Source organism: Rhizobium sp. 01N447_2 (genome assembly GCF_056399245.1).
Window position 1 is genome coordinate 41,038 of the sequence record NZ_JBFTQY010000022.1, and the last position, 23,323, is coordinate 64,360.

General features: G+C 60.9%; 24 protein-coding genes. 12 read left to right on the forward strand and 12 right to left on the reverse strand.

What is annotated here, in order from left to right:
* Positions 1–5: 5 nt before the first annotated feature.
* Positions 6–224, reverse strand: a complete 219-nt coding sequence (locus AC1ECN_RS17530; protein ID WP_130725977.1) for a hypothetical protein — start codon at positions 222–224, stop codon at positions 6–8.
* Positions 225–572: 348 nt separating this feature from the next.
* On the opposite strand from AC1ECN_RS17530, the gene AC1ECN_RS17535 reads away from it, so the two are divergent.
* Positions 573–1,640 (forward strand): GGDEF domain-containing protein, encoded by a 1,068-nt coding sequence (locus tag AC1ECN_RS17535; RefSeq protein ID WP_130661705.1) that lies wholly within the window; start codon positions 573–575, stop codon positions 1,638–1,640.
* A 339-nt stretch (positions 1,641–1,979) separates the two neighbouring features.
* Here AC1ECN_RS17535 and AC1ECN_RS17540 read toward each other — a convergent pair whose 3' ends face one another.
* A complete protein-coding gene (locus tag AC1ECN_RS17540) occupies positions 1,980–2,591 on the reverse strand; it encodes a pyridoxamine 5'-phosphate oxidase family protein (RefSeq protein WP_105006345.1) in 612 nt (203 codons plus the stop codon).
* A 37-nt stretch (positions 2,592–2,628) separates the two neighbouring features.
* Complete coding sequence (locus AC1ECN_RS17545; RefSeq protein WP_130655674.1) at positions 2,629–3,609, reverse strand: alpha/beta hydrolase; 981 nt, start codon at positions 3,607–3,609, stop codon at positions 2,629–2,631.
* 47 nt (positions 3,610–3,656) lie between these two features.
* Between AC1ECN_RS17545 and AC1ECN_RS17550 the strand changes: the two genes are divergently transcribed.
* Complete coding sequence (locus AC1ECN_RS17550) at positions 3,657–4,124, forward strand: MarR family winged helix-turn-helix transcriptional regulator (RefSeq protein ID WP_011652244.1); 468 nt, start codon at positions 3,657–3,659, stop codon at positions 4,122–4,124.
* A gap of 179 nt (positions 4,125–4,303) precedes the next feature.
* Entirely contained in the window at positions 4,304–5,875 is a 1,572-nt protein-coding gene (locus AC1ECN_RS17555) for a winged helix-turn-helix domain-containing protein (RefSeq protein ID WP_130672676.1), read from the forward strand.
* A gap of 206 nt (positions 5,876–6,081) precedes the next feature.
* On the opposite strand, the gene AC1ECN_RS17560 is transcribed toward AC1ECN_RS17555, so the two are convergent.
* The 4 genes from AC1ECN_RS17560 to AC1ECN_RS17575 all read right to left on the reverse strand — a co-directional run bounded on the left by AC1ECN_RS17560 (position 6,082) and on the right by AC1ECN_RS17575 (position 8,889).
* Positions 6,082–6,981 (reverse strand): DMT family transporter, encoded by a 900-nt coding sequence (locus AC1ECN_RS17560; RefSeq protein ID WP_024321885.1) that lies wholly within the window; start codon positions 6,979–6,981, stop codon positions 6,082–6,084.
* 14 nt (positions 6,982–6,995) lie between these two features.
* Positions 6,996–7,139, reverse strand: a complete 144-nt coding sequence (locus AC1ECN_RS17565; RefSeq protein WP_018068663.1) for a hypothetical protein — start codon at positions 7,137–7,139, stop codon at positions 6,996–6,998.
* A gap of 136 nt (positions 7,140–7,275) precedes the next feature.
* Entirely contained in the window at positions 7,276–8,466 is a 1,191-nt protein-coding gene (locus AC1ECN_RS17570; RefSeq protein ID WP_477953662.1) for a low temperature requirement protein A, read from the reverse strand.
* A 48-nt stretch (positions 8,467–8,514) separates the two neighbouring features.
* Positions 8,515–8,889, reverse strand: coding sequence for a gamma-butyrobetaine hydroxylase family protein (locus tag AC1ECN_RS17575; RefSeq protein WP_075225750.1), 375 nt, complete (start codon positions 8,887–8,889; stop codon positions 8,515–8,517).
* A 136-nt stretch (positions 8,890–9,025) separates the two neighbouring features.
* On the opposite strand from AC1ECN_RS17575, the gene moaA reads away from it, so the two are divergent.
* Complete coding sequence (gene moaA / locus AC1ECN_RS17580) at positions 9,026–10,072, forward strand: GTP 3',8-cyclase MoaA (protein WP_477953664.1); 1,047 nt, start codon at positions 9,026–9,028, stop codon at positions 10,070–10,072.
* Positions 10,073–10,351: 279 nt separating this feature from the next.
* Here moaA and AC1ECN_RS17585 read toward each other — a convergent pair whose 3' ends face one another.
* Positions 10,352–11,137: a class I SAM-dependent methyltransferase gene (locus tag AC1ECN_RS17585; protein ID WP_477953666.1), complete on the reverse strand. Its 786-nt coding sequence runs from the start codon at positions 11,135–11,137 to the stop codon at positions 10,352–10,354.
* A gap of 115 nt (positions 11,138–11,252) precedes the next feature.
* Between AC1ECN_RS17585 and AC1ECN_RS17590 the strand changes: the two genes are divergently transcribed.
* From AC1ECN_RS17590 to AC1ECN_RS17600, 3 genes are read left to right on the forward strand one after another with little or no spacing between them, the layout of a single operon-like run.
* The gene (locus AC1ECN_RS17590) at positions 11,253–12,389 is read left to right on the forward strand and encodes an ABC transporter substrate-binding protein (protein ID WP_130672677.1); all 1,137 of its coding nucleotides are present in this window, start codon (positions 11,253–11,255) and stop codon (positions 12,387–12,389) included.
* A gap of 6 nt (positions 12,390–12,395) precedes the next feature.
* The gene (locus tag AC1ECN_RS17595; protein WP_477953668.1) at positions 12,396–13,466 is read left to right on the forward strand and encodes a FecCD family ABC transporter permease; all 1,071 of its coding nucleotides are present in this window, start codon (positions 12,396–12,398) and stop codon (positions 13,464–13,466) included.
* On the forward strand, positions 13,460–14,212 hold the full coding sequence (locus AC1ECN_RS17600; RefSeq protein WP_018068656.1) for an ABC transporter ATP-binding protein: 753 nt from the start codon (positions 13,460–13,462) through the stop codon (positions 14,210–14,212). Before AC1ECN_RS17595 ends, AC1ECN_RS17600 begins: the two co-directional genes overlap by 7 nt.
* 23 nt (positions 14,213–14,235) lie before the next feature.
* Here AC1ECN_RS17600 and AC1ECN_RS17605 read toward each other — a convergent pair whose 3' ends face one another.
* The 4 genes from AC1ECN_RS17605 to AC1ECN_RS17620 all read right to left on the reverse strand — a co-directional run bounded on the left by AC1ECN_RS17605 (position 14,236) and on the right by AC1ECN_RS17620 (position 18,508).
* Positions 14,236–15,186, reverse strand: a complete 951-nt coding sequence (locus AC1ECN_RS17605) for a sugar-binding transcriptional regulator (protein WP_003540269.1) — start codon at positions 15,184–15,186, stop codon at positions 14,236–14,238.
* 21 nt (positions 15,187–15,207) lie between these two features.
* Complete coding sequence (locus tag AC1ECN_RS17610; RefSeq protein WP_018068655.1) at positions 15,208–16,674, reverse strand: FGGY family carbohydrate kinase; 1,467 nt, start codon at positions 16,672–16,674, stop codon at positions 15,208–15,210.
* A 68-nt stretch (positions 16,675–16,742) separates the two neighbouring features.
* The gene (locus AC1ECN_RS17615; protein WP_012757733.1) at positions 16,743–17,699 is read right to left on the reverse strand and encodes a transketolase family protein; all 957 of its coding nucleotides are present in this window, start codon (positions 17,697–17,699) and stop codon (positions 16,743–16,745) included.
* A complete protein-coding gene (locus tag AC1ECN_RS17620) occupies positions 17,699–18,508 on the reverse strand; it encodes a transketolase (RefSeq protein WP_130672678.1) in 810 nt (269 codons plus the stop codon). The genes AC1ECN_RS17615 and AC1ECN_RS17620 overlap by 1 nt, the downstream gene beginning before the upstream one ends.
* A gap of 205 nt (positions 18,509–18,713) precedes the next feature.
* On the opposite strand from AC1ECN_RS17620, the gene AC1ECN_RS17625 reads away from it, so the two are divergent.
* From AC1ECN_RS17625 to AC1ECN_RS17645, 5 genes are all read left to right on the forward strand, one after another.
* Complete coding sequence (locus AC1ECN_RS17625; RefSeq protein WP_477953671.1) at positions 18,714–19,694, forward strand: ABC transporter permease; 981 nt, start codon at positions 18,714–18,716, stop codon at positions 19,692–19,694.
* A gap of 117 nt (positions 19,695–19,811) precedes the next feature.
* Positions 19,812–20,741 carry a substrate-binding domain-containing protein gene (locus AC1ECN_RS17630; protein WP_477953674.1) on the forward strand — a complete coding sequence of 310 codons (930 nt, stop codon included), beginning with the start codon at positions 19,812–19,814 and terminating at the stop codon, positions 20,739–20,741.
* Between the two features lie 28 nt (positions 20,742–20,769).
* A complete protein-coding gene (locus tag AC1ECN_RS17635; protein ID WP_130672679.1) occupies positions 20,770–22,248 on the forward strand; it encodes a sugar ABC transporter ATP-binding protein in 1,479 nt (492 codons plus the stop codon).
* A gap of 22 nt (positions 22,249–22,270) precedes the next feature.
* The gene (locus AC1ECN_RS17640; RefSeq protein ID WP_029870788.1) at positions 22,271–23,059 is read left to right on the forward strand and encodes an SDR family oxidoreductase; all 789 of its coding nucleotides are present in this window, start codon (positions 22,271–22,273) and stop codon (positions 23,057–23,059) included.
* Between the two features lie 28 nt (positions 23,060–23,087).
* Positions 23,088–23,279, forward strand: coding sequence for a beta/alpha barrel domain-containing protein (locus AC1ECN_RS17645; protein WP_027689109.1), 192 nt, complete (start codon positions 23,088–23,090; stop codon positions 23,277–23,279).
* Positions 23,280–23,323: the final 44 nt, after the last annotated feature.

Genomic DNA, 23,323 nt, shown 5'->3' on the forward strand with positions numbered 1-23,323 from the left:
CTGCGTTACCGCCTGCTGTACCGAGCCGACGCCTTATCCGACGCGCTTGTGTTATGCGCCGTTACCGCCTCGCCTACGCTTACCACATCCCCGCCATTGACCATTGCCAGGATCTCCGTGCGGAAAGCCCCCGCGAAGAAGCCGGTGTGCTCCAGCAGCAAGGCGCCGGCGGCGAGGACGGTAAGGGCGAGGATGGCGAAAGAATTAGAGCGGGACGTTTCCATCATCTCACACCCTGGTTTGCGAGCTGCGATCGCGTCTGCTGCCCAGGAAATATCATTGCAAAATATCGGCGCTGCAATACGAAACGACCAAAACCAACTGTCGACAAGATGAATACGCTCTCCGGCACAGAAGAACTGTAAGTTTTTCAGACACCGTTCCCGCTCAGCGAGTATGCACTGTCTCGCTAAAGATACGTTTTTCCGTGGAGAATCATAGGCCTGATCGAAGTATTGCCCCATGCGGCATTTGTCGTATGTAATCTTTGGTATATATCGCTTTAATCTTTTCCCAAGAAATTTAAGCTAACAAATAGAATATTGCCTTTGAATATATGAGGAGTTCGCCGGATGAATACGGCTGTCGCGCCCAAGGTGCAAGTTCCCGACGTTGCGGGTCAGATCACCTATGCCATGCGCTCCATGGGCGTCGCGCCGATACCGCGCAATTACCAACTCTTCTATGAGGCCTATATCGGCTCCAATCCAGCCCTTACCCGCGAGCTCGCGGCCCTCGGCGGCCAGGTGACCCAAGCCGAACTCGATGCGCTCGGCGCGCAGCACTTCACCCACAGTCCGGCCCGCGTCTTCGACGATGCCCATACGCGCATATCAGGCGAACTCGACGGCCTGCTGCGTATCCTGAGGCAGGAGCAGAGCTCGCTCGAAAGCTACACCAGGCTGCTCGGCGAGACCCACAAGCGCATCACCTCCAAGAGCAATGCCAGCGTCGAACTGATCGAAAACGCCATCGATCTCCTGAGCCAGGCGACCGGTGACACCATGGCGCATGGCGAACGCACCGTCGAGGACGTCGTCCAGCGCTCCCAGGAGATGGATCAAGTCCGCAAGGAACTCGACGAATACAAGCGCATCGCCAACACCGACTCGCTGACGCGGCTTTCCAACCGCCGCGCCTTCGACGACCGCCTCGCCGCCATCTTCGACAATTCGAGCATGCGACCGGTGACGGCGCTGCTGCTCTGCGACATCGACAATTTCAAGAAGATCAACGACACCTACGGGCATCCGGTCGGCGACAAGGTGCTCGCCACCGTCGCCTCCGTGATCCGCAGCAACGTCCGCCGCGACGTTTTCGTCGCACGCACCGGCGGCGAGGAGTTCGCCCTCATCATCGAGGGCAATACGCCTGAGGAAGTCACTGGCATCGCCGAGCGCATCCGCCGCACGCTGGAGACGACGCCCTTCAAGAATTCCCGTACGCGGGTGAATTACGGTCCGGTCACAGTCTCGATCGGCATCTGCATGGCCTCCAACGCCGATGATGCCGGCGAACTTTACAGCAAGACCGACATCGCGCTTTACGGCGCCAAGAATGCTGGCCGCAACTGCACAATCCTCTATCAGGACGGCATGCAGAAGGATTTCACCAAGAGCTGGCTGATCTACAAGACCTGACGGCCCGCACGCTGTCACTGGCAGGTGACGGCGACAAGCTGCTGTCCGGTTCGCCCGCTTGCTCCCTCTTCTCCCCAGCGGGGAGAAGGTGGCCCGAAGGGTCGGATGAGGGGGCCACACGGCACATCATTCATTGCCCTTCGCTCGCGCTCAGTGCATTCGCGGCCCGGCCGCTCACCCCCTCATCGCCTCGCTATCGCTCCGGCACTTCTCCCCGCTGGGGAGAAGAGGTATGTGGCAACGTCGTATTCCTCGCTCGTCCGTCAGGAGCCTGAGGGAACGGACGAGTTTGCCGCTTGTGACGCCGAGTAAAAAGCCGGCGGCCACAGGCACGCTTCTCTACCACATCGTCTTTGCCGCCCGCCCCGGCCATTCCCGGTCGTAGGTTTCCTGGTCGAAATCGCCGGTTGCGGCCTTCAGCATCTGCCCGGGCGTCGGCAGCTTTGCCGGATCGGCGAAGTGCTCTCCATTCCAGAGCTCGGCCCGCATCACAGCGCGCGCGCATTGGAAATAGACCTCGTCGATCGAAATCACGACGACGGTGCGCGGATGTTTGCCGTCCATCTCGAAGCTAGAAAGCAGCGCCTCATCGTCTGAGACGACGCCGCGGCCGTTGATGCGCATCGTCGTGTTCGAGCCGGGGATCAGGAACATCAGCGCCAGTCTCGGATCGCGCACGATGTTGGAGAGCGAATCGACCCGGTTGTTGCCGCGCCAATCCGGCAGATGCAGTGTCTCGTCGTCGGCGACGCGCACCACGCCGCCAAGATCGCCGCGCGGTGAACAATCGAGCCCCTCCGGCCCGACGGTCGCAAGCGCTGCAAACGGCGAGATCTCGATCATCTCACGATAGAGCGGGGTCAATTGCTTCGTCACCTTGGTGACGGAGGCCGGCGAAAGTCCGGCGCCATAGATCGTGTTGAGCTCTTCGATGCTGCTGATGATTTTCATGAGGCGTCCCGCCGCGGCTTGATCTTCGCGACGGACGCTACAACGCCGCGCGCCTTGCCGGAAGCTCAAAAAACGGAATGATCTCAGCATCTTTTTTGATGTTTTCATCACGCGCTTCACCCGCGTCCCGATCGCCGTCGAGAAACGCCGCAATCGCGGTAAGAACCGGCGCGGCGCCGATGATGCGTCGGTGGCCGAAGCCGTTCGCCCAGAACAACCGAACGCCCTTTCCCGCCGCGCCGTAGCGCCTGGCATGGAGAGGCGACACCTCCTTGTCGTCCTCGGCATGGATGACAAGTACCGGGCGGCCGATCTCGCCCGCCGCTTCGCCTGCGTCGAAATCCTCAAGTCTCCGTCCGGTGACGCGATGAACCTCATTCTCCAGTGACGCTTGCGCCACAGGGCGAAGGCCGACCATCCCGCCGAAATCGGTAAACAGCCAGCCCATCTCGCTCGGTGCACCGATCAGTACCAGGCGCTCACCGCTGACAGGCGCCACGCCAGGCAGCAGGCCTGCCGCCGAGACCATCAGTGCCGCACCGCCGAAGGAATGGCCGATCGCCGCATCGAAGGTGCCGAAGCGCGCCTCGGCCGCCGCGATCGTCTCGACCGCAAGGCCCATATGCAGGAAGCGCCCGCCGGATCGGCCGTGGCCGGGAAAATCGAGCGCCACGACCTCCGCACCCGTTGCAGCAAGCATCGAGACGAGTTCGGCCATATATGCCGCGCTCGATCCCCAGCCATGCGTCACCAGATAGCGCTTGCGCTTGCCCCTCGCTCCGCCGTTCAGCCGATAGGCATGCGCTTGGAGCCCGCCGGCAAGCCTGAGGGTGAAGCGTTCGGCGCCGGCAAGCCGGGCCGCACCCGCCGCATGCGCTGCCTTCGCCCTTGCTCCCTTCGGCTTTGCCGATGGCGTCCGGCAGAACAGCTGGAATGCCGCTCTGCCTGCCAGATCAGGCGAAATCGCCTGCAGAGCCGAGAACCCGAGGCGGGTGACGTCAAGCGCAAAGTTTGCCATAGTGGGATTCCAAAAGACTGTTCAACACTGAACAATAAAGTACAACGATGAACAAAAATCAATCCCTTCCCTGGGATCATCCGCGTTTTCGCAGCTGGATCGCGGTGGCTCGCGCCTGCCAGCTGATGCAGCAATCGCTCGCCCGCTCGCTTGCCGATCTCGACATCAAGCCGCCGCACCTCGATATCCTGGTCAATCTCTATCGTTTCGAGGGCATCTCGCAGCAGGAGCTGGCGCGCAAGCTGCTGGTCGGCCGCTCCAATATGAGCATGCTGCTGCCGCAGATGGAAAAGCGCGGCCTGATCCTTCGCCGCGATGACGAGCGCGACAAACGCGTGCTGCGCCTCTATCTGACGCCGGAGGGTCGAAAGCTGAGCGAGGAAGCCATGGCCATCCAAACCGGCCTCATCGACCGCGTGTTGTCGGACGAACCGATCGAGCAATGCATGGCGACCGCCGATTCCATGGAGCGCATCATCACCGTGCTGCTCAAGGATTTGCGCGACGAAGACTGAGGCGAGTCCCATGTCGCCGGCGCGGTCCAATGGTTGCGGCCGCTTGGGCTCGCCACAGCCGCGCGCCGGGCTGACTTTAGGTTGTTGTCTGGACTTTTCAGACTGCTTTGTTTAGCGTTCGCTTAAAGACTAGAAGATGATGTCGTGCTGGACGTTGAATTTAAGAGGTTCGACGGCGAATGGCAGTCTCTCCGGAAGAAAATCGGTTCAGTTTCGGTGCATTTGTGCTGGATCTCCAGACGGGCCTGCTTGCCCGTGACGGTTTCGTGGTGCCGATCCGACCGAAGACATTCACGCTTCTGATGCATTTACTCCATAATCCGAACCGGGTGATCTCCAAGGACGAACTGATCGCGGCCGTCTGGGAACGGGCGGTGGTGACGGACGATGCGCTCACTCAGACCGTGCGCGATCTGCGCCGTATCCTGGGCGATGAGGGTGCACGCCTGCAATCCCTGCCGAAGCGGGGCTATGTCTTCGCTCATGAACCGGCGAAGGATAATGGCGCCAAGCCAGGACTGGATGGTCGTCATCCGCCGTCCGTCGACCTCTCCCCGCCCGGGTCGGCCAGTCACGCGGCCAGTATTCACGCGGCGCTTCTGCCGCCGGCCGATCTGTCGCGGATCATCGGTGTCATCTACGATTGCACCCTGGATCCCACCCGCTGGGAGACCGCGCTCTCGGAAATCGCGGCGGTGATGGATGCCGAATCCGCGATCCTGTCGCTGAACGACCTGAGCCGGCATCGCGTCATCATCCACAAGAATGTCGGTTGGGGAGAAGAGGGCATTGCCGAGCGACAGAAGCATATGCCCGAGATCCACGCCCGCCTCGGGGAATGGTTCGCGACGGGGGCACCCCTCGATGAGCCCTATGTCGCCTCCCGCCGGCTTCCGCGGAGCTACCTGGACAGCTCGCCCTATGTGCAGACCTGCCTGAAGCCGCGCGGCATCGTCGATATCTTGCATCAATTCCTGATATACACACCGACACATCTGTCCGAACTTGTGATCAGCCGCCATTTGAGACACGGCCCGATCACCCATCGCGAGATCGGCATCAGCGCGCTGCTGCTCCCCCATTTGCGGCGCGCCGTCACCATCACCAATGTCCTCGATGCCCGCAGCGTCGAACGGCTGCGCTTGGCCGAGACGCTCGATCTCCTGCACTACGGCGTGGTTCTGACCAATTCGGACGGCCGCATCCTCCACACCAATGCCCGGGCCAAACGCATGCTTGATGAAGGCAGGTTCGTGACAGGCCGAAGCGGCCTGCTTGCAGCAGCGACGACCCGCGCTTCGCAGGAGCTCGCGCGGGCCATCCGCATTGCGGCAAGGGACGAGGCTGCGCTTGACGGGGCCGGCCTATCCGTTCGGCTTGCCGGCGAAAGCGGGGGCGAACTTGCCGCGCATGTCCTGCCACTCAATGGAAGCGACCTGCGCATCAGCCTGGAGCCCGCAGCCGTGGCCGCCGTCTTCATCGGAGCGCCGCCGCCGCTCGATCCGGTCCATTCGAAAGGCACCATTGAGAAATTCCTTCGCGAGCGCTTTGGCCTCAGCAAAGCGGAAACAGACATAGCGCTCGAGGTCGCCTCCGGCGATGACCGCGCTATGGTCGCTGACAGGCTGGGCGTCAGTGCAGCCGCCCTTCGCAATGATCTCGGCCGCATCTTCCTGAAAACGGGCGTGCGTCATCTGTCCGGCCTGGTCCGTCTGCTGGCCGATGCCGGTCACAATCAGCACGGTCCGTAACTACTGCATAATTCCTTAAATCGGAATCGATTTAAGGATAAAATTATGCAGCAATTCAAAGTGCTACAGCGTCCTTTGCGCGTCTAAAAAGACGCGCGGCGCTGTAGCGCATAACCCCGAAAACCGGAATCGGTTTTCGGAAAGGATTATCCGCAGATTCAAAGTGATAGAGCGTCCTTAGCGCGTCTGAAAAGMCGCGCGGCGCTCTATCCGGCCACCCTCGACGCACGAACCCTCAACAGACTGCCGATCGGGCCTGCAACGCAGACCAGCAGGATTGCGCAGAAGATGAGGCCGGCACCGGCCAGCGTGGAAAGCCCGGGACGTTCCTGCAGCACGACAAAGGCGCCGAGCGCACCGAAAATGCTTTCGGCCGAAACGATGACCGCGGCGCGGGAGGCGGAGGTGTGGCGCTGTGCCCAGGTCTGCAGGCCGAAGGCAGCGCCCGTCGTGAAGACGCCGAGGATGAAGAGATGCGGCGCCGCCGCGCCGATACTGGCCGGCGCCGGCATCTCGCCGATCGCGAACGGGCTCGAAAACAGGGCAGCCATCACAAACTGGATGCATGCGGACCGGACAGGGCATCCATGCGCTGCCGCATGCCTGCCAAGCGCAACCATCCAGATCGCATAGAACAGCGCCGCAACGAGACAGGCAACATCACCATACTGCATGGTCGGCGCGCCGGAGGAGGCGCCAGACATCAGGAAGATGCCGCCGATGGCGATCACGGTCGCGGCGATCTCACTACGGCCCGCAATCTGGCCAAGTGCCAGCCATGCGATCAGGGGCGTCAACACCACACATGTATTGACCAGGAAGCTGGCATTGGTCACGCTCGCGCCGAGATAAGCATATTGCTGGATGGTGATCGCGGCCGTGAATGCCCCTGAGACCATCAGGATACTCTTCCAGTAGCCTTGGTCTGCCACCGGCTTCTTCTCGAACAGAATGAGTGGGATCATGACGGCAGCGGCAATCGCACACCGGAGACTGACTGCACTGAACGGACCGATATCCGCGAGCACGAGCTTCTGCGACAGATTGCCGAAACCCCAGAAGGCCGCAGCGAGCAGAAGGGCGAGTGGGGCAAGGCTCGTCGGCATCGCATAGCCCTCGCTCAGCTGTCTTTAACGAGGTTGAACACCATACCCAGCAAGACGGCCGACAGCAGGATGCCCGAAATCGGACCGACGGAAATTATCGAGGCGGCGCCCGTGGCGAGGCCGATCCGGAAACCGCTGAGACTCGCAAACGCTGACATGACCCGCCCCATCCCACATGGCGGGGGGAGAATCGTTCAAATCGAAATTTTTGTCCGGTAGGCTTTCTGAAATTTTACTGAAATCGACCTGCCGATGACAGCGCCACGCCTCTGAAAGGACGCGACGCCGGACTCCCTAATGCAGCGTCGGCGCAGTCTCCGTGCCGGTCAGCGAGCGATATTCCCAGGCGGCGACAATGATCAGCACTAGCGTCGCCAGGATGCCCATCGGATAGACCTCGATGAAGGGTGCTGCGAAGGCGAGCAGGATCAGAAACACCAGGCCGGCAAGATGTGATAGCGGCAGCTGGCCGCTGGTCGCGCCCTTGAACCAGAGATTGCCGATCAGGAACAGGCCGGAGCCGCCGAGCACGGCCGCGGCAATGCCGAGATCGCCGGTCTCGTGCGGATGCGAGAACATGAATTCGACCGCCACCGCATGAACGATGATGCCGGCCAGAATCGGGATATGCCCATAGGTGAAGGCCAGCCGCGCCAAGCTCCCCGGCGTCTCTTCATGCTCGATGCGGTGGGCGGCGCGCCCGTGGCCGAAGCGGAAATAGAGCCACCACATGGCGACCGTGCCGACGAAGCCGGTGACGAAGACGATGCTGGTCAGCCCGGAGAATGGCAGTTCCGAAAAGGTGCGGCCGGAAACGAGGATCGCTTCGCCGAGGCAAATGATGACGAAGAGCGCGCAGCGTTCGGCCATATGCGCGCCGGAAACATCCCAGTCCCGCGCTGTCGAGCGGCCAAGCCCTGGCACGGCAAAGCCCGCGGCCGGCCCGGCATATTCGATCGCAAGCGCAATCACCCAGGCGATCAGCCGGGCTTCATGCTCGAGCAGCCCGCCGGCAATCCAGAAGACCCCGGCAACCACGAGCCAGGCGGTGATGCGGACGAAATTCAGCGTGTTGGGGCGGTCGACGCGCGTCATCGCATAGGTCGTAAACAGCGAGCGCCCGACCTGCATCGCCACATAGGCGCCGGCAAACAGCAGCCCCTTGTCGCCGAAGGCCTCGGGGATGGAGGCAGACAGCAGCAGCCCGAGCATCATCAGCGCCACCAGCATGCCGCGCACTGGCATTTTGTCCGGATCGAGCCAGTTCGTCACCCAGGCCGTGAAGATCCACACCCACCAGACGGCAAAGGTCATCAGCGCCGCTTCGGCGGCACCGAGCGGCGTGTAATGGGCGGCAAGCGCATGCGAAAGCTGCGAGATCGAAAAGACGAAGACCAGGTCGAAAAACAATTCGAGAAAGGTCACCTTGCTGCCGCTAGCGCTGCCCTTGGCGCGCAGCCAGTTCTTTCCGTTCGTCTTCGCCATATGGCCCCCGATGGCTGGATTATGCGTGGATTGAAAGTGTAGCGGCGCTCAGCGCGGCTTTTCCGCCGTGTCGCGGCTTATGCCTTTTTCGCGGAGCTCGTCCTCATAGGCGGAAAACAGCTCAGCGCCCCGTTCGCCGAGCTCGCGCAGATAGGTCCAGGTGTAGATGCCGGTATCGTGCATGTCGTCGAAGCCGATCCGGACCGCGTAATTGCCGGTCGGCATCATCGAGATGATCGCGACGTTGCGTTTTCCCGGCACCGTCACCTTCTGCCCCGGCCCATGGCCCTGCACCTCGGCCGAGGGCGACAGCACGCGCAGGAGTTCGGCCGACAGGTCGAAGCTCTGGCCGTCGTTGAAGGTCACCACCAGCCGCTGCCTGTCTTTCGAGACGCGAAGTTCGCTCGGCCAGATATCGCTCATCATTTTGTCCTCTTCTCATGCGAGGAGTAGGCGCTGATCTTTTTCAGCGCAAGCTGAAATTGGCATGCTCGCGCGGGCTGTTTCCCTTGACGCGACAATAGCATATGCCCACATTGATGAGAGCACGGAGATACAGGTGAACACCAGAGTTGGAACGATAGGCAATGCATCGCCGCTGGTGGCAGGTGCGCACCCGATGATCGACCCCTTCGGGCGGGCGGTCACCTATCTCCGTGTCTCCGTCACCGACCGCTGCGATTTCCGCTGCACCTATTGCATGGCGGAGAATATGACCTTCCTGCCAAAGAAGGATCTCTTGACGCTGGAAGAGCTCGACCGGCTCTGTTCCGCCTTCATCGACAAGGGTGTCAACAAGATCAGGCTGACCRGCGGCGAGCCCTTGGTGCGCAAGAACATCATGTATCTGGTTCGCCAGCTCGGCCAGAAGATCGGCTCCGGCCTCGACGAGCTGACGCTGACCACCAACGGCTCGCAGCTTTCGCGCCACGCCGAGGAGCTCTATGATTGCGGCGTGCGCCGCATCAACGTCTCGCTGGATACGCTCGACCCCGACAAGTTCCGCAAGATCACCCGCTGGGGCGATTTCGCCAAGGTCATGGAAGGCATCGACGCCGCGCAGAAGGCAGGATTGAAGATCAAGCTCAACGCCGTGGCGCTGAAGGATTTCAACGATGCCGAGATGCCGGAGCTGCTGCGCTTCGCCCATGGCCGCGGCATGGATCTCACCGTCATCGAAACCATGCCGATGGGCGAGATCGAAGAAGACCGCACCGACCAGTATCTGCCGCTTTCAAAGCTGCGTGCCGATCTCGAAGACCAATTCACCCTTGCGGACATCGATTACCAGACCGGCGGCCCGGCGCGTTACGTCAGGGTCGAAGAAACCGGCGGCCGCCTTGGCTTCATCACGCCGATGACCCATAATTTCTGCGAGAGCTGCAACCGCGTGCGCCTCACCTGCACCGGCACGCTCTACATGTGCCTCGGCCAGAACGATGCCGCCGACCTGCGCGCGAGCCTCCGCGCCACCGAAGACGACGCCCTCCTCCACGCCGCCATCGACGAGGCCATCACCCGCAAACCGAAGGGCCACGACTTCATCATCGACCGCACGCATAATCGTCCGGCGGTGGCGCGGCATATGAGTGTTACGGGTGGGTGAGAAGCGGTCCCACAAAGCGGGAGCAATCGATCCAGTGAATCGATTGCAGCTTCGAACGCCCTGAGCCATGCGAAGGGCCGGGATACGGTGCGGCAGACTCCCTCTTCTCCCCAGCGGGGAGAAGATGCCCTTCAGGGTAGATGAGGGGGTGAGCGACGAAGCCGCGAATGCGCTGAGCGCAAGCGAAGGGCAATCAACGCTGTGCCGAGTGGCCCCCTCATCCGACCCTTCGGGCCACCTTCTCCCCGCTGGGGAGAAGAGGGAGCCAACCCAACCCCATCACCCAGGCTTGCGCGCGCAAATCGCAAACCGCTCCTGCACCATCCGCTCCAGCCCACGCAGAAACGGCATCTTGCKGGCCTGAGCCCAATGGATATCGCTGAGCTTGCGGTCGATGACGATATCCGTAAAACCGGCTTGGCGCAGAAGATCGACGACTGCTTCGGCCGGCATCTGGCTGGAGAAATGCACGCGTGAGCGGATCTTCTGGTGCCGCGCCATCATCTCCGGCGACATGTGGCTTGCCGGCGGCTTGCCGGTCACCTTCGTCCAGAGCTTCTGCAGGCCCTTGACCCAGGTTTCCCTACCCATATTGCCGTCGAGGATCAGCACCTTGCCGCCCGGCTTCAATACCGAGAACCATTCCTTAAACGCCGAAGCCGGGTCCACCAGCGTCCAGACGAGATGGCGGTTGGTGATGACGTCGTAGCTGTTCTTGGGCTCCATGGTGTTTTCGGCGTCGCCGGAAACGAAACGGATATCGGTGCCGCGCTTCTTCGCCTTGGCACGCGCCTGCGCCAGCATCGCATCCGACCAGTCGAGGCCGGTGACTGCAAAGCCTGCACCATGCATCAGATGTGATATGACAGCGGTGCCGCAGGCAAGATCGAGGGCCGCGCGCCCTTGGCCCTCGCCCAGATGTTTTCTGATCAGCCGCTGCCAGCCTTTCCGCTCCGCTTCCGAAAAGATTTCATGGCCGACGCTCTGGTCGAAGGTCGCCGCCCGTTCCGACCAGAAGTCGCGGATTTCATCGCGGATCGAGTAGTTCGTGTTCATGGAATTCATCTGAGGCACCCCGGCATCGGATCAGTTTGGAAAGGCTCTAAAACATATAACTTGATTCATAAAGTCATATTTCTTATGCCTGCGGACATTATTCAGACATCGGGGGAATTTCCAGATGAATTTCGTGAAAATACTCGCAGTCTCCGCAGCGGCGATTGCGAGCCTGATGCCGCTTTCGGCCTGGGCGCAGTCCTTCACCGTCAAGGATGTCGCGGGCCGCGAAGTGATCTTCGACAAGCCGGTCGAGCGTGTGATCCTTGGGGAAGGCCGCATGCTCTACGCCGTCGCGCCGATCGAGAAGGAAGATCCTTTCGCCAAAATCGTCGGCTGGCGCAACGATCTCTGGACCACCGACAAGGACGGCTTCAACGCCTATGTAGAGAAGTTTCCGAAGGGCAAGGACCTGCCCTTTCTGGGCAACCTGACCGACGGCACGCTGCAGACCGAGACGGTCGTCAAGCTTCATCCCGACGTGCTGCTGCTGCCGATCGGCAACAAAGCGGCCGCCGACGAAGTGAAACTCGAAGACATGCTGAACGGCATCAGCGTGAAGATCGTCTACATCGATTTCCGCGAGCACATTCTCGCCAACACCGAGCCGAGCTTGAAGATCCTCGGCCAGATCTTCGGCCATGAGGACCGCGCCGAAGCCGTCGCCAGCTTCTGGAAAGAGCAGATGGCCCGCGTCACCGACAGACTGAAGGCCGCCAATCCGCCGAAGCCGAATGTCTTCATGTACCGCGCCGCAGGCCTGGTCGAATGCTGCGGCACCTTCGGCCCCGACAATTTCGGCCTGATGGTCGATTGGGCCGGCGGCCACAATCTCGGCTCCGATTTCCTGCCGGGCTATACCGGCTCGATCAATGCCGAGCAGGTCGTCGCCTCCAATCCTGACGTCATCGTCGTCACCGGTTCCAACTGGAGCCAGACCAAGAATGCCAAGGACTTTGTGAATGTCGGCCCGAATGCCGCCGTCACCTTCGACGACAGCCGCAAGGCGCTGAACACGTTGGTGGAAAACCCTGCCTTCACCGGCTCCAGAGCGGTTGCCGGCGGCAATGTCCATGCGATCTGGCACCAGTTCTATACCAGCCCCTACCAGTTCGTCGCCGTGCAGCAGCTGGCCAAGTGGTTCCATCCGAACCTCTTTGCCGATCTCGATCCCGATGCCACCTTCAAGGAATTCCACGAAAAATTCCTGCCGGTCGCCTATCAGCCGGGTTACTGGGTCGACGCCAAGGCGGGTCAGTAATCCGACATGGCCGAGATCGCCGCCATATCGATAGAAGCCGAAGCCGGGAGGGAGCGCTACCGCGCCCTCGCCCGGCGCAAGCTGCTGATCCTTGCCGCCATGACGGCAGCGCTCTGCCTGTCCTTTGCCGTCGATCTCGCCTGGGGCCCGGCCCGCTACAGCCTTAGTGAAGTCGTCGCCGCCCTTCTCGACCCCTCCTCCGYTTCGGATCAGGTGCGCGCCGTAGTCTGGGACATCCGCATGCCGGTTGCGGTGATGGCGATTGTCGTCGGCGCATCGCTCTCCGTCGCCGGCGCACAGATGCAGACGATTCTTGCCAATCCGCTCGCCAGCCCCTTCACGCTCGGCATTTCAGCGGCGGCAAGCTTCGGCGCCGCACTGGCGATCGTCACCAGCGTTCCGCTTCTGCCGGTTGCAGCCGGCCTGCTGGTGCCGGTCAACGCCTTCATCATGGCGCTGATCGCCACGCTCTTCATCCATTTCGTCTCGCAGGCCCGCGGCGTCTCGGTGCAGACGGTGGTGCTGCTCGGCATCGCGCTGGTCTTCACCTTCAATGCGGCTCTCGCCTTCCTGCAATATCTCGCCTCCGAACAGGCACTGTCGGCTGTCGTCTTCTGGACGATGGGCAGCCTCACCAAGGCCACCTGGCCGAAGATCTGGGTAACGCTTGCCGTTCTGCTGATCGCCCTGCCGCTCTTTGCCCGCAATGCCTGGGCGTTGACGGCCATCCGCCTCGGCGAGGACAAGGCCGCAAGCTTCGGCGTCAATGTCCGTCGCATCCGGCTCGAAACCATGCTTGTTGTCTCGCTGCTCGCCGCGGTGCCGGTCAGCTTCGTCGGTACGATCGGTTTCGTCGGCCTCGTCGGGCCGCACATCGCACGCATGATCCTCGGCGAGGATCAGCGCTTCTTCCTGCCGGGCTCTGTCCTGTCGGGCGCGCTGCTGCTGTCGCTGACCTCGATCGTCTCGAAGTCGATCATTCCGGGTGTCGTCTTCCCGATCGGCATCATCACCGCGCTGGTCGGCGTGCCCTTCTTCTTCTCGCTCATCCTCTCGAACAGGAGCCGGTCGTGGTAGCGCTTCAGTTGCAATCGGTCGGCGCCTATCACGGCCGCAAGCTCTTCGTCGAAGACGTGACGACGCCGGTGATGACATCGGGCGAGGTCGTGGCGGTGATCGGCCCGAACGCTGCCGGCAAGTCGACCCTCTTCAAGCGCATTACCGGCCTCCTCAAAGGGCCGGGCCATGTCGTGGTCGAAGGCTCGAAGGCCAAAAAGGCCATCGGCTACATGCCGCAGGATACCTCGGCCAACGCGGTGCTGACGGTCTACGAATCCATCCTGCTTGCCCGCAAGCAGGGCCAGTCCTGGGCCGTCAGCGACAGCGACTTGCGCTTCATCGACGAGATCATGAAGGCGCTAAACATTACCTCCATCGCCTTCCGCGATCTCGGCGCGCTTTCCGGCGGCCAGCGCCAGCTCGTCTCGATCGCCCAGGCTCTGGTCCGCGAGCCGGAGATCATGCTGATGGACGAGCCAACCAGCGCGCTCGATCTTCATCGCCAGGTCGAGGTCCTCGATTTCATGCGCCGCCAGGCCCGCACCAAAGGCATGATCGTGCTGATCGCCATCCACGACCTCAACCAGGCGCTCCGCTTCGCCGACAAAGTCCTCGTCATCGCCAACGGCCGCATGCATGCCTGCGGCACCCCCCGCGACGTCGTCACCGCTGAGATGCTACGGGAAATCTACAGGGTCGAGGCCCGGGTGGAGAGATGCTCGCTGGACCACGACCACGTGATTGTGGATGGGACGGCGCATTGAGGTTGGGGAATCAGTCTGCCTCATCAGTTGATCAATCGCTGCGCGGTAAACTTGTCCGTAACAAGCATGTGGATGACCCCCACGCGGAGCGCGCCTGCGATCGCGTCGGTCTTTTTGGACCCGCCGGCAAGAGCAATGACCCGGTCCACCCGTTCGAGATCCTCGAGTGGAAGCCCTATGACCCGGTCGTCCAGGGGCGTCTTGACCGGCTTGCCGTTTTTATCGAAGAAGCGAAGCGAGATATCGCCGACGGCTCCCGCTTCCGCGAGATCAGACAGTTCGCGGGACGAAAAGATGTTGCCTGACCGTGCGAGAAGTTCGGACGGTTCGACCGCTCCGATTCCGACAATCGCAAGCGTTATGCTGCCGAACAGGTCCATCGTCTCCCGAACGTATGGATCGGCCTGCATAAGAAATTTTGCCTCTCTGGACGTTGTAACGCCCTGCACAGCGAGCAGTTTTGGCTCAGCGCCGGTCAGCCGAGCAAGCCGCGTGGTAAGCTGCGTCGCATGTGTCTGCACTGAAGGATCGCCCATGCCTCCAAGGGTTTGGACGACGTATTTCGCCTGAGCGCTCTTAAGGGGATGAATGTTCTCGACCATCTTGGAGATGGTCTGGCTCCAACTCGAAACGCCGATGATCTCCCCTGGCGCAAGCGTCACCTCCAAGAGATGAGCCGCTGCCTCTCCGATACGGGCCATGATGGCGCCGTCCCGATCTTCCGTACACTCAACGACGATCGCCTCCGGCAAATCATATTTCTCGCGAAGCGCGCTCTCAAGCTCGCTGTAGGTGCCAACGGGGGGGGTCACGCTGGTTCGCACAATATCTTCGGCCTCGGCACGCTTGAGCATGCGCGACACTGTCGCCTGCGACAGGCGAAGGTGCTGTGCGATCTCCGCCTGTCGCCGCCCCTCCAAGTGGTACATCTGGGCGACCCTTGAGATGAGGCGGAGTTCATTGAGGCGAGTCATCGCTAATCCTAGGGTGAATTTTTATTCATCATTAGCCGTTGTTTCGCGTGCCGTCGAGCGGGCAAGTGCATCATTCCAGGTATTCAGAAGCACCGCTCGATCCACGGGTTCCGGGTCAATGATATGTGAGCTCCGGGGCAGCTCCGCGATAACCTGAAGATCGCTCCACAAGCCAAGTGAGAGACCCGCGAGATATGCGGCTCCCAAAGCCGACGCCTCGGGTGCTTCGCATTGAATCACGGGATGTTCGATGAGATTCGAGACACATTGCATCAGGAAGCGGTTCTGGCTCGGTCCGCCGTCCACATAGAGGGCCCCGAGCTCGCCGCCGCTTTGTGCTCGCATGGCGGCGATCACGTCGTGCACCTGGAAGGCGATCGAGTCGGTGACCGACCGCGCCATTTGCGCACGTGTCGTATTGAAGTTGATCTGGGAGAACAGGGCACGGGCGTCGGAGTTCCAATAGGGTGCGCCCAGTCCCACGAATGCTGGCACGAAGCCCGGTCCGCCCGGTTCGGCGCTCGCCGCAAGTTCGACAAGGGCCGCCACGTCCGAAAGGCCGAGAATGCCTGCCATCCAGGGGAGACTGGCGGCGCAGACGAGAATATTGCCTTCGAAAGCGAAGGTCGGCTTTCCATGGAGACGCCATGCGACGGTCGTAGTGACGCCGTTGCGTGGGGGAATAAATCGCGGAAGCGTCGTCATCACCGACGAGCCGGTTCCGAAGGTTACCTTGCCATCACCCGGCTTGAATGCTCCATGACCGAACAGCGCAGCATGACTGTCTCCGATCACGGCCATGATCGGAGTTCCATCCGGCACGCCTGGCAACCCTTGCGTCCTGCCGAAGTCGGCAGAGCTGTCGAGTACCTCGGGCAGGAGCGCGATATCCACGCCGAAGATCTCGCCAAGTTCCTCGCTCCATCTCTGCTCCTGGAGATCGAACAACTGGCTCCTGGCGGCATTGGAAGCGTCGCAGACATGCCGGCGCCCGCCCGTCAGGCAGTGGACGAGCCAACTGTCGACCGTTCCTAGCCGCACCGAACGCCCAGCCGGAATACGGTCGAGCAGCCATCGGAATTTCGAACCCGGAAACATCGGATCCAGCGGCAGGCCCGTGAGCGCCTGCACACGGTGAAGGTGGCCTTCGGTAATAAGACGTTCGCAATCCTGTGCCGTTCGGCGGCACTGCCAGCTTACCACCGGCCCAAGTGCTTCTCCCGTTTCGGCGTCCCAGGCAGTGACTGACTCGCGCTGGTTGGAAATCGCCACCGCCTCAATAGCTACATCGGGGCCAGCCTTCAGGCAGGCGTCGATCGCCTCGCAGACGGATGCGTAGAGCCGGCGTGGGTCTTGTTCGACCCAGCCTGGTTTCGGATAGGCGATGCCGACTGGAGCCGAACCTCTGCCAACAATTTCTCCCTTTTCGGAAACGAGAACTGCCTTTGAATTGGTCGTGCCCTGGTCAATTGCCAGAATTGCCCGCATTCTATCCTCCCCAGATCAGGCGGCAGCCGGGACGACAAAAAGCGTCCGGGCTGATCACGTGATCCCAGTTACTTGCGCCTGATCAGCGACTGCGCCGCGTCGGCGATTGCGGACGGCGCCATCCCGAATTCGTCGAGCAGGAACTCTGCCGAACCGGTCGGAGCGTAGACGCCGGGAACTCCGAGACGCTTCATCGGGACTGGAGCATTGTCGACCACCACTTCGGCTACCGCGGAGCCGAGCCCGCCAAAGATCGAATGCTCTTCGGCTGTGACGATCGCTCCGGTTTCCTTCGCCGCAGCGATGATAGCCTCCTCGTCGATCGGACGAACCGTTGCAAGGTTGAGTACTCTGGCGTTGATGCCACGTTCTGCGAGGATCTCGGCAGCCTTTAAGATTCGATGAGTCAAAGTGCCGTTTGCGATAAGGGTGACGTCGGAACCTTGGCGAAGGAGGTTTGCCTTGCCAAGTTCGAACTTGTGACCCTCCGGAAGCAGATCAGGCACACCTACGCGAGACAGACGCAGGAAACAGGGGCCGTTGTAGGCCGCGGCCCACTCAACCGCAGCAGCTGTTTCGATGCGGTCACAAGGCGCAATGACCGGAAGATTAGGCAGAACACGCGTCCAGGCAAAATCCTCGATCGAGTGATGGGTCGGCCCGAGTTCGCCATACGCCATTCCGGAAGAAATACCGACCAGCTTGACGTTGGCATTCGAGTAGGAAATATCGGCCTTGATCTGCTCCAGCGACCGTCCCGTTAGAAACGGAGCGGCGGCGCACACGAACGGAAGGCGTCCGCCATTGGCCAGGCCTGCTGCAACCCCCACCATGTTCTGCTCAGCGATACCGACATTGACGAGGCGCTCTCCAAACTTCGCCTTGAAGCCGCCGAGCTTGGAAGAACCCACGGAGTCGTTGCAGACGGCAACGATCGTTTCGTTTTCGGCTGCCAGCCGCTCAAGCGTAGTGGCGAATGCGTCGCGGCAATCGTAGAGCTTGGGTGCGTTTATTGGCGCGTTCATTACAGTGCCTCCGACAATTCTGCCAATGCGATTTCGTATTGTTCCTTGCTCGGTACCTTGTGGTGCCAGTCGACTCGGTCTTGCATGAACGAGATTCCATGGCCCTTGTTGGTGTGGGCGACGATGCAATGCGGTCTCGATCCCCGGTGTTCGAGGGCTGAAACGACCTCGCTCATATTGTTCCCGTTGATCTCGGTGACTTCCCAATCGAAAGCTTCAAGCTTCGGACGAAGCGGGGCGAGATCGTTGGTTTCCGCCAGGGCGGCGCCCTGCTGGAACCTGTTGTGGTCGATGACCAGCGTCAAGTCATCGAGCTTGAACTGCGCGGCCGCCATGATCGCTTCCCAGTTGGAGCCCTCCTGCATCTCACCGTCGCCGGTGACGACATAGGTGTGATATTTCGCGGCCGAGAGTTTGGCGGCTATCGCCATTCCTACTGCGACCGGAAGACCGTGGCCGAGCGGCCCGGTATTCGTTTCGACGCCAGGAACCTTGTTGCAATTTGGATGCCCGTTGAGCCTCGAATGCGGCTGCAAAAAGGTGGAAATCTCTTCCTCCGGGATGAAGCCGCGTTTTGCGAGCGTCACATACAGCGCGCATGCAGTATGTCCCTTCGAAAGAACGAACCTGTCGCGGTCGGGGTGCTTCGGCTGATCGGGCCAAACATTCAGCACACGAAAATAGAGGGCAGTCAAAATGTCGATGACCGACATTTCCCCGCCAATATGGCCGGCGCCCGCTTCAAAGACCGCCTGGAGATCGCGCAATCGGATCTCGCGAGCGACCCGCTCGAGTTCTGTCGTATTCATGGATTCCTCTCATGCATAAATATTCAGTTGTCAATATTTTTGCACAAGACACCGATTAGTCAAGCCCTTTAAGTGGAACACCAACAGTTGTAGGCCTAGAAATCCTGTTGACAGCCGGAAAGCAACTTGTTAATGAATTTTCCAGCATCAGTGAATATTTATTCGTAGAGTGAATTAGCTATTAGCCTAGACATAGGGAGGAACAATGGTGGCGCTCGATATCAATGAACACGGGCTTTCGTCCGGGGCCTGGTTGAGCAAACTCAAGGGCGCCACCGGCCCGCTCGTGGGGCTGCTCGCGCTTTGCGTCTTCCTGAGCCTCAGCACCGACACGTTTCTTTCGGTTCGGAACGGTCTCAACATCCTCGATCAGATCACTGTCCTCGGCATCATGGCCGTCGGAATGACCTTTGTCATTCTGATCGGCGGCATCGATCTCTCCGTCGGCTCGGCACTCGCTCTTGCGATGATGGTCATGGGCTGGACTGCGAATGTCGCCGGCCTGCCGCTGCCGGTCGGGATCGCTTTTGCTCTGGTCGCAGCGGGCCTTTCGGGGCTGATCGTCGGACTTCTGGTTACGCAGTTCAGGGTTCCAGCGTTTATTGCCACTCTTGCGATGATGTCTGCGGCTCGCGGCGTCGCGAATATGATCACGGACGGCCAACAGATCGTTGGATTCCCCGACTGGTTCATGATGCTGGCAATCGATCGCCATTTCGGCGTGTTGACAGCCACTGTGTTTCTCATGCTTGCGGTTGTTCTTGCCGCGTGGCTTTTCCTGCACTTCCGGTCCGAAGGTCGCATGCTCTACGCGGTGGGAGGAAATCCCGAAGTCGCACGCCTGGCCGGTATCAACGTCCCGCTCGTGACGATAGCCGTCTATGTCGTGAGTGCCGTCCTTGCGGGGCTCGCCGGCATCGTGCTCGCCGCGCGGCTGGATTCCGTCCAGCCGTCCAGTGGTCTGGGCTATGAACTGGACACCATCGCTGCGGTCGTCATCGGCGGGACTTCGCTCTCCGGCGGCGCGGGCGGCATCGGTGGAACGCTGATCGGCGTTCTTATCATCGGTGTGCTTCGCAACGGTCTCAACCTTCTCAACGTCTCGCCCTTCCTGCAGCAGGTGATCATCGGCATCGTCATCGTGCTTGCGGTCGGCGCGGAGACCATTCGTCGGMGTCGCGCCTGACGAGCGAGGTCCACCGCGTTGGCGGGCCCGGAATTCCGCCCCAAAAATTTGGGTCGGATCAATACCCCGAGGGGGAGGACATACCCGAGGGTTCCATCAAACAACGGAGGAAATACAATGAAAATAGCGCGCACCATGCTCGCATCTGCTGCACTGCTGGGCCTCATGCTCGGGCCTGTACATGCTGCGGAACTGAAGAAGCTCGGCCTGGCCGTTGCCAACCTTCAGGCAAACTTCTTCAACCAGATCAAGCAATCGGTCGAGGCCGAAGCCAAGAAGCGCGGCATCGAAGTCATCACCGTCGACGCAAAGGGCGACGGGCCGACGCAGGTCAACCAGATCCAGGATCTTCTGACCCAGAAAATCGACGCGCTGATCTACATTCCGGCCGGCGCGGCTGCTGCGACCGTTCCGGTCAAGCTCGCGAAGAGCGCTGGTATTCCGGTCGTGAACGTTGACCGCAACGCCGAGGGAGCACCCGGCGWTACCTTCCTTGCAACGGATTCCGTCGCGTCTGCCAAGGCCGTGTGCGACTACATCCTGAAGGAAGCCGGCGGCAAGGGGAAGATGGTCATCATCCACGGCCAGAAGGGCACGACGCCRGAAGTCGACCGTTCGAAGGGCTGCGCTGAATCTCTCAAGGCATATCCGGACGTCAAGGTTGTCGCCGAACAGTTCTCGAACATCTGGAGCCAGGACGAAGGTTTCCAGATCATGCAGAATATGCTGCAGGCAAATCCTGACGTTTCGATCGTGTTCGCCCAGGCCGACGGCCTTGCCCTTGGCGCCGCGCAGGCGATCAAGGTCGCCAATCCGTCGCAGAAGATCGTGGTTGGCGGCTTCGATGGTGACACCGCGGCTCTCGAAGCACTCAGCAAGGGCGTCTTCAACGTAACGGCGACCCAGCAGACGCAGAAGATGGGCCGCGACGCGGTTGAAAACGCCGCCAAACTTGTTGCCGGGGAAAAGGTGCCGCCGGTCCAACTCCTGGATGCCACGCTGACAACCAAGGAAAACGTCGCAGGCTTCATCGCCAACCATCCATAATGAAGTCGAGGTCTTGAGGAGGTGTGCCGTGACTGATCCAGTTCTTTCCCTGAGGGGCATATCCAAATGGTATGGGCCGCTCCAGGTTCTGAAGAATGTCAGCTTGGACGTCTATCCGGGCGAAGTGGTTGCACTTCTCGGTGAAAACGGAGCGGGCAAGTCAACGCTATCGGGCATCATCGCCGGGTCACGCATGCCGTCCGAAGGATCAATGACATGGCTGGGGCAGCCTTATGCCCCGGCCACCCCAAGGGAAGCGATCGACAAGGGCGTTGTGCTGATCCATCAGGAGCTGCAGCTTCTGCCGCAGCTGTCGATCGCGGAAAACGTCTTCATCGGACGCTGGCCGATGAAGAACGGCGTCGTCGACCGCGCCCAGATGGTTCGCCGGGCCCAGGACCAGCTCGCTCGCTTGAACCTTCACATCCCCGCAACGCGGACGGTCGCCGGCCTTTCCACGGCAAATCAGCAACTTATCGAGATCGCCAAGGCGCTGGCTCTCAACGCAAAGCTCCTGATCCTCGATGAGCCGACAGCCGCCCTTGGCGGCGCGGAGACGGAAGCTCTCTTCGAACAGGTTCGCAAGCTTCGGTCAGAAGGCGTCGGCATCGTCTACATTTCCCACCGTATGGAAGAGATCAAGCGAATAACCGACCGGATCGTCGTTCTTCGTGACGGCGAGCGGGTGCAAGAATTCTCAGACAGCGCGACCCCGGTGCGAACGATTGTCGAGAGCATGGTCGGGCGCCCGCTTGACCGCTTGTTCCCTACCCTGCCGGTTCCGACAGATCGTCCGGTACTCCAGGTGTCCGGGCTGAGCTCGCCGGACAACTCGTTCCGTGACGTTACCTTCGAGGTCCGGGCCGGGGAAATTCTGGGGATCGCCGGATTGGTCGGCGCCGGCCGCACCGAACTGGTGCGTGCGATTTCGGGAGCAGATCCAATCAGTGCTGGGTCGATCAAGCTGGAAGGCGAGGAACTGAGGCTGCGAGATCCGGCGGACGCGATCGCCAAGGGTATCGTGATGGTTCCGGAAGACCGCAAGGAGCAGGGCCTGATCGTCGGGCACCGGATCAGCGAGAACATTATCTATGCCAATCTTGACAAACTGGGCGGTGGTTGGATCACGCCGCGCATCAAGCGCTCATTTGCGGAAAAGGCAGTTGCCAAGTTCGGCGTAAAGGGCCGTGCTGAACAGCACGCCTCGGACCTGTCCGGCGGCAACCAGCAGAAGGTCGTGATCGCGAAGTGGCTGATGCGCGATCCCAAGGTCGTCGTGCTCGACGAACCGACGAGAGGCATCGACGTCGGTGCCCGAGCGGGCATCTACGACATCATCGTCAATCTTGCCAAACAGGGCGTGGCGGTCATCGTCGTAAGCTCGGACCTCGAAGAAGTTCTCGGAATCTCCAATCGCATTCTCGTGCTTGCGCAAGGCAAGCAGGCGGGGATTCTCAATCGTGACCAGGCAAATGACGTTTCGGTCATGGAGCTGGCCACCATCTAAACAGACAGAGAAAGGAAGAGCGGTGTCCGACATCACTCTGAACGCCCCGAAGCTTTTCGATCTCAGCGGCCAGGTTGCCATCGTTACCGGAGCCGGCAGCGGTATTGGTCAGCGCATTGCCATCGGCCTTGCGCAATGCGGCGCCGACGTGGCGCTGCTCGACCGCCGAACCGACGACGGGCTGGTCAAGACGGCCGAACATATTCGCGCCGCCGGCCGCCGCTCGATCCAGATCGCGGCGGATGTCACGAGCAAATCTTCCCTTGGAGATGCCGTAGCACGCACCGAAGCCGATCTCGGCACGCTGACGCTTGCAGTCAACGCTGCAGGCATCGCTAACGCGAACGCAGCGGAAGAAATGGAGGAGGACCAATATCAGACGTTGATGGATATCAACCTGAAAGGCGTCTTTCTTTCCTGCCAGGCAGAGGCTCGCGCCATGCTGAAGAATGGACGCGGCTCCATCGTCAACATCGCTTCCATGTCGGGTGTGATCGTAAACCGGGGGCTGAGCCAAGCGCACTATAACGCCTCCAAGGCGGGCGTGATCCATATGTCGAAGTCCATGGCGATGGAATGGGTCGACCGCGGCATTCGCGTCAACACCATCTCCCCCGGATACACGGCAACGCCCATGAACACCCGTCCGGAGATGGTCCACCAGACCAAGCTCTTCGAAGAGCAGACGCCGATGCAGCGCATGGCAGCGGTCGACGAGATGGTTGGTCCGGCGGTGTTTCTGCTGTCGAATGCAGCAAGTTTCGTGACCGGCGTCGATCTTCTCGTCGACGGCGGTTTCTGCTGCTGGTGATGAGAAAGCTCATTGCCGCTGCTGGAAAGTGACCGATCTCGCTTCCTCCCTGGCTGAGATCGAGGCGCTGAAGGGACTAACGGGCAAGACGGCGTGCGATATCGCCGTCTGCCCGCCCTTCACGCCGATCGAACGGGCTGTCGAACGGACGGAGAGCTCGGGCGTCGTCATCGACGCTCAAGACTGCCTGAATTCGCGACAACCGGTTGATCTCCAATAATGATCGCATGGTAGGTCGCACCCAGATTTATTGTTTATCGATGG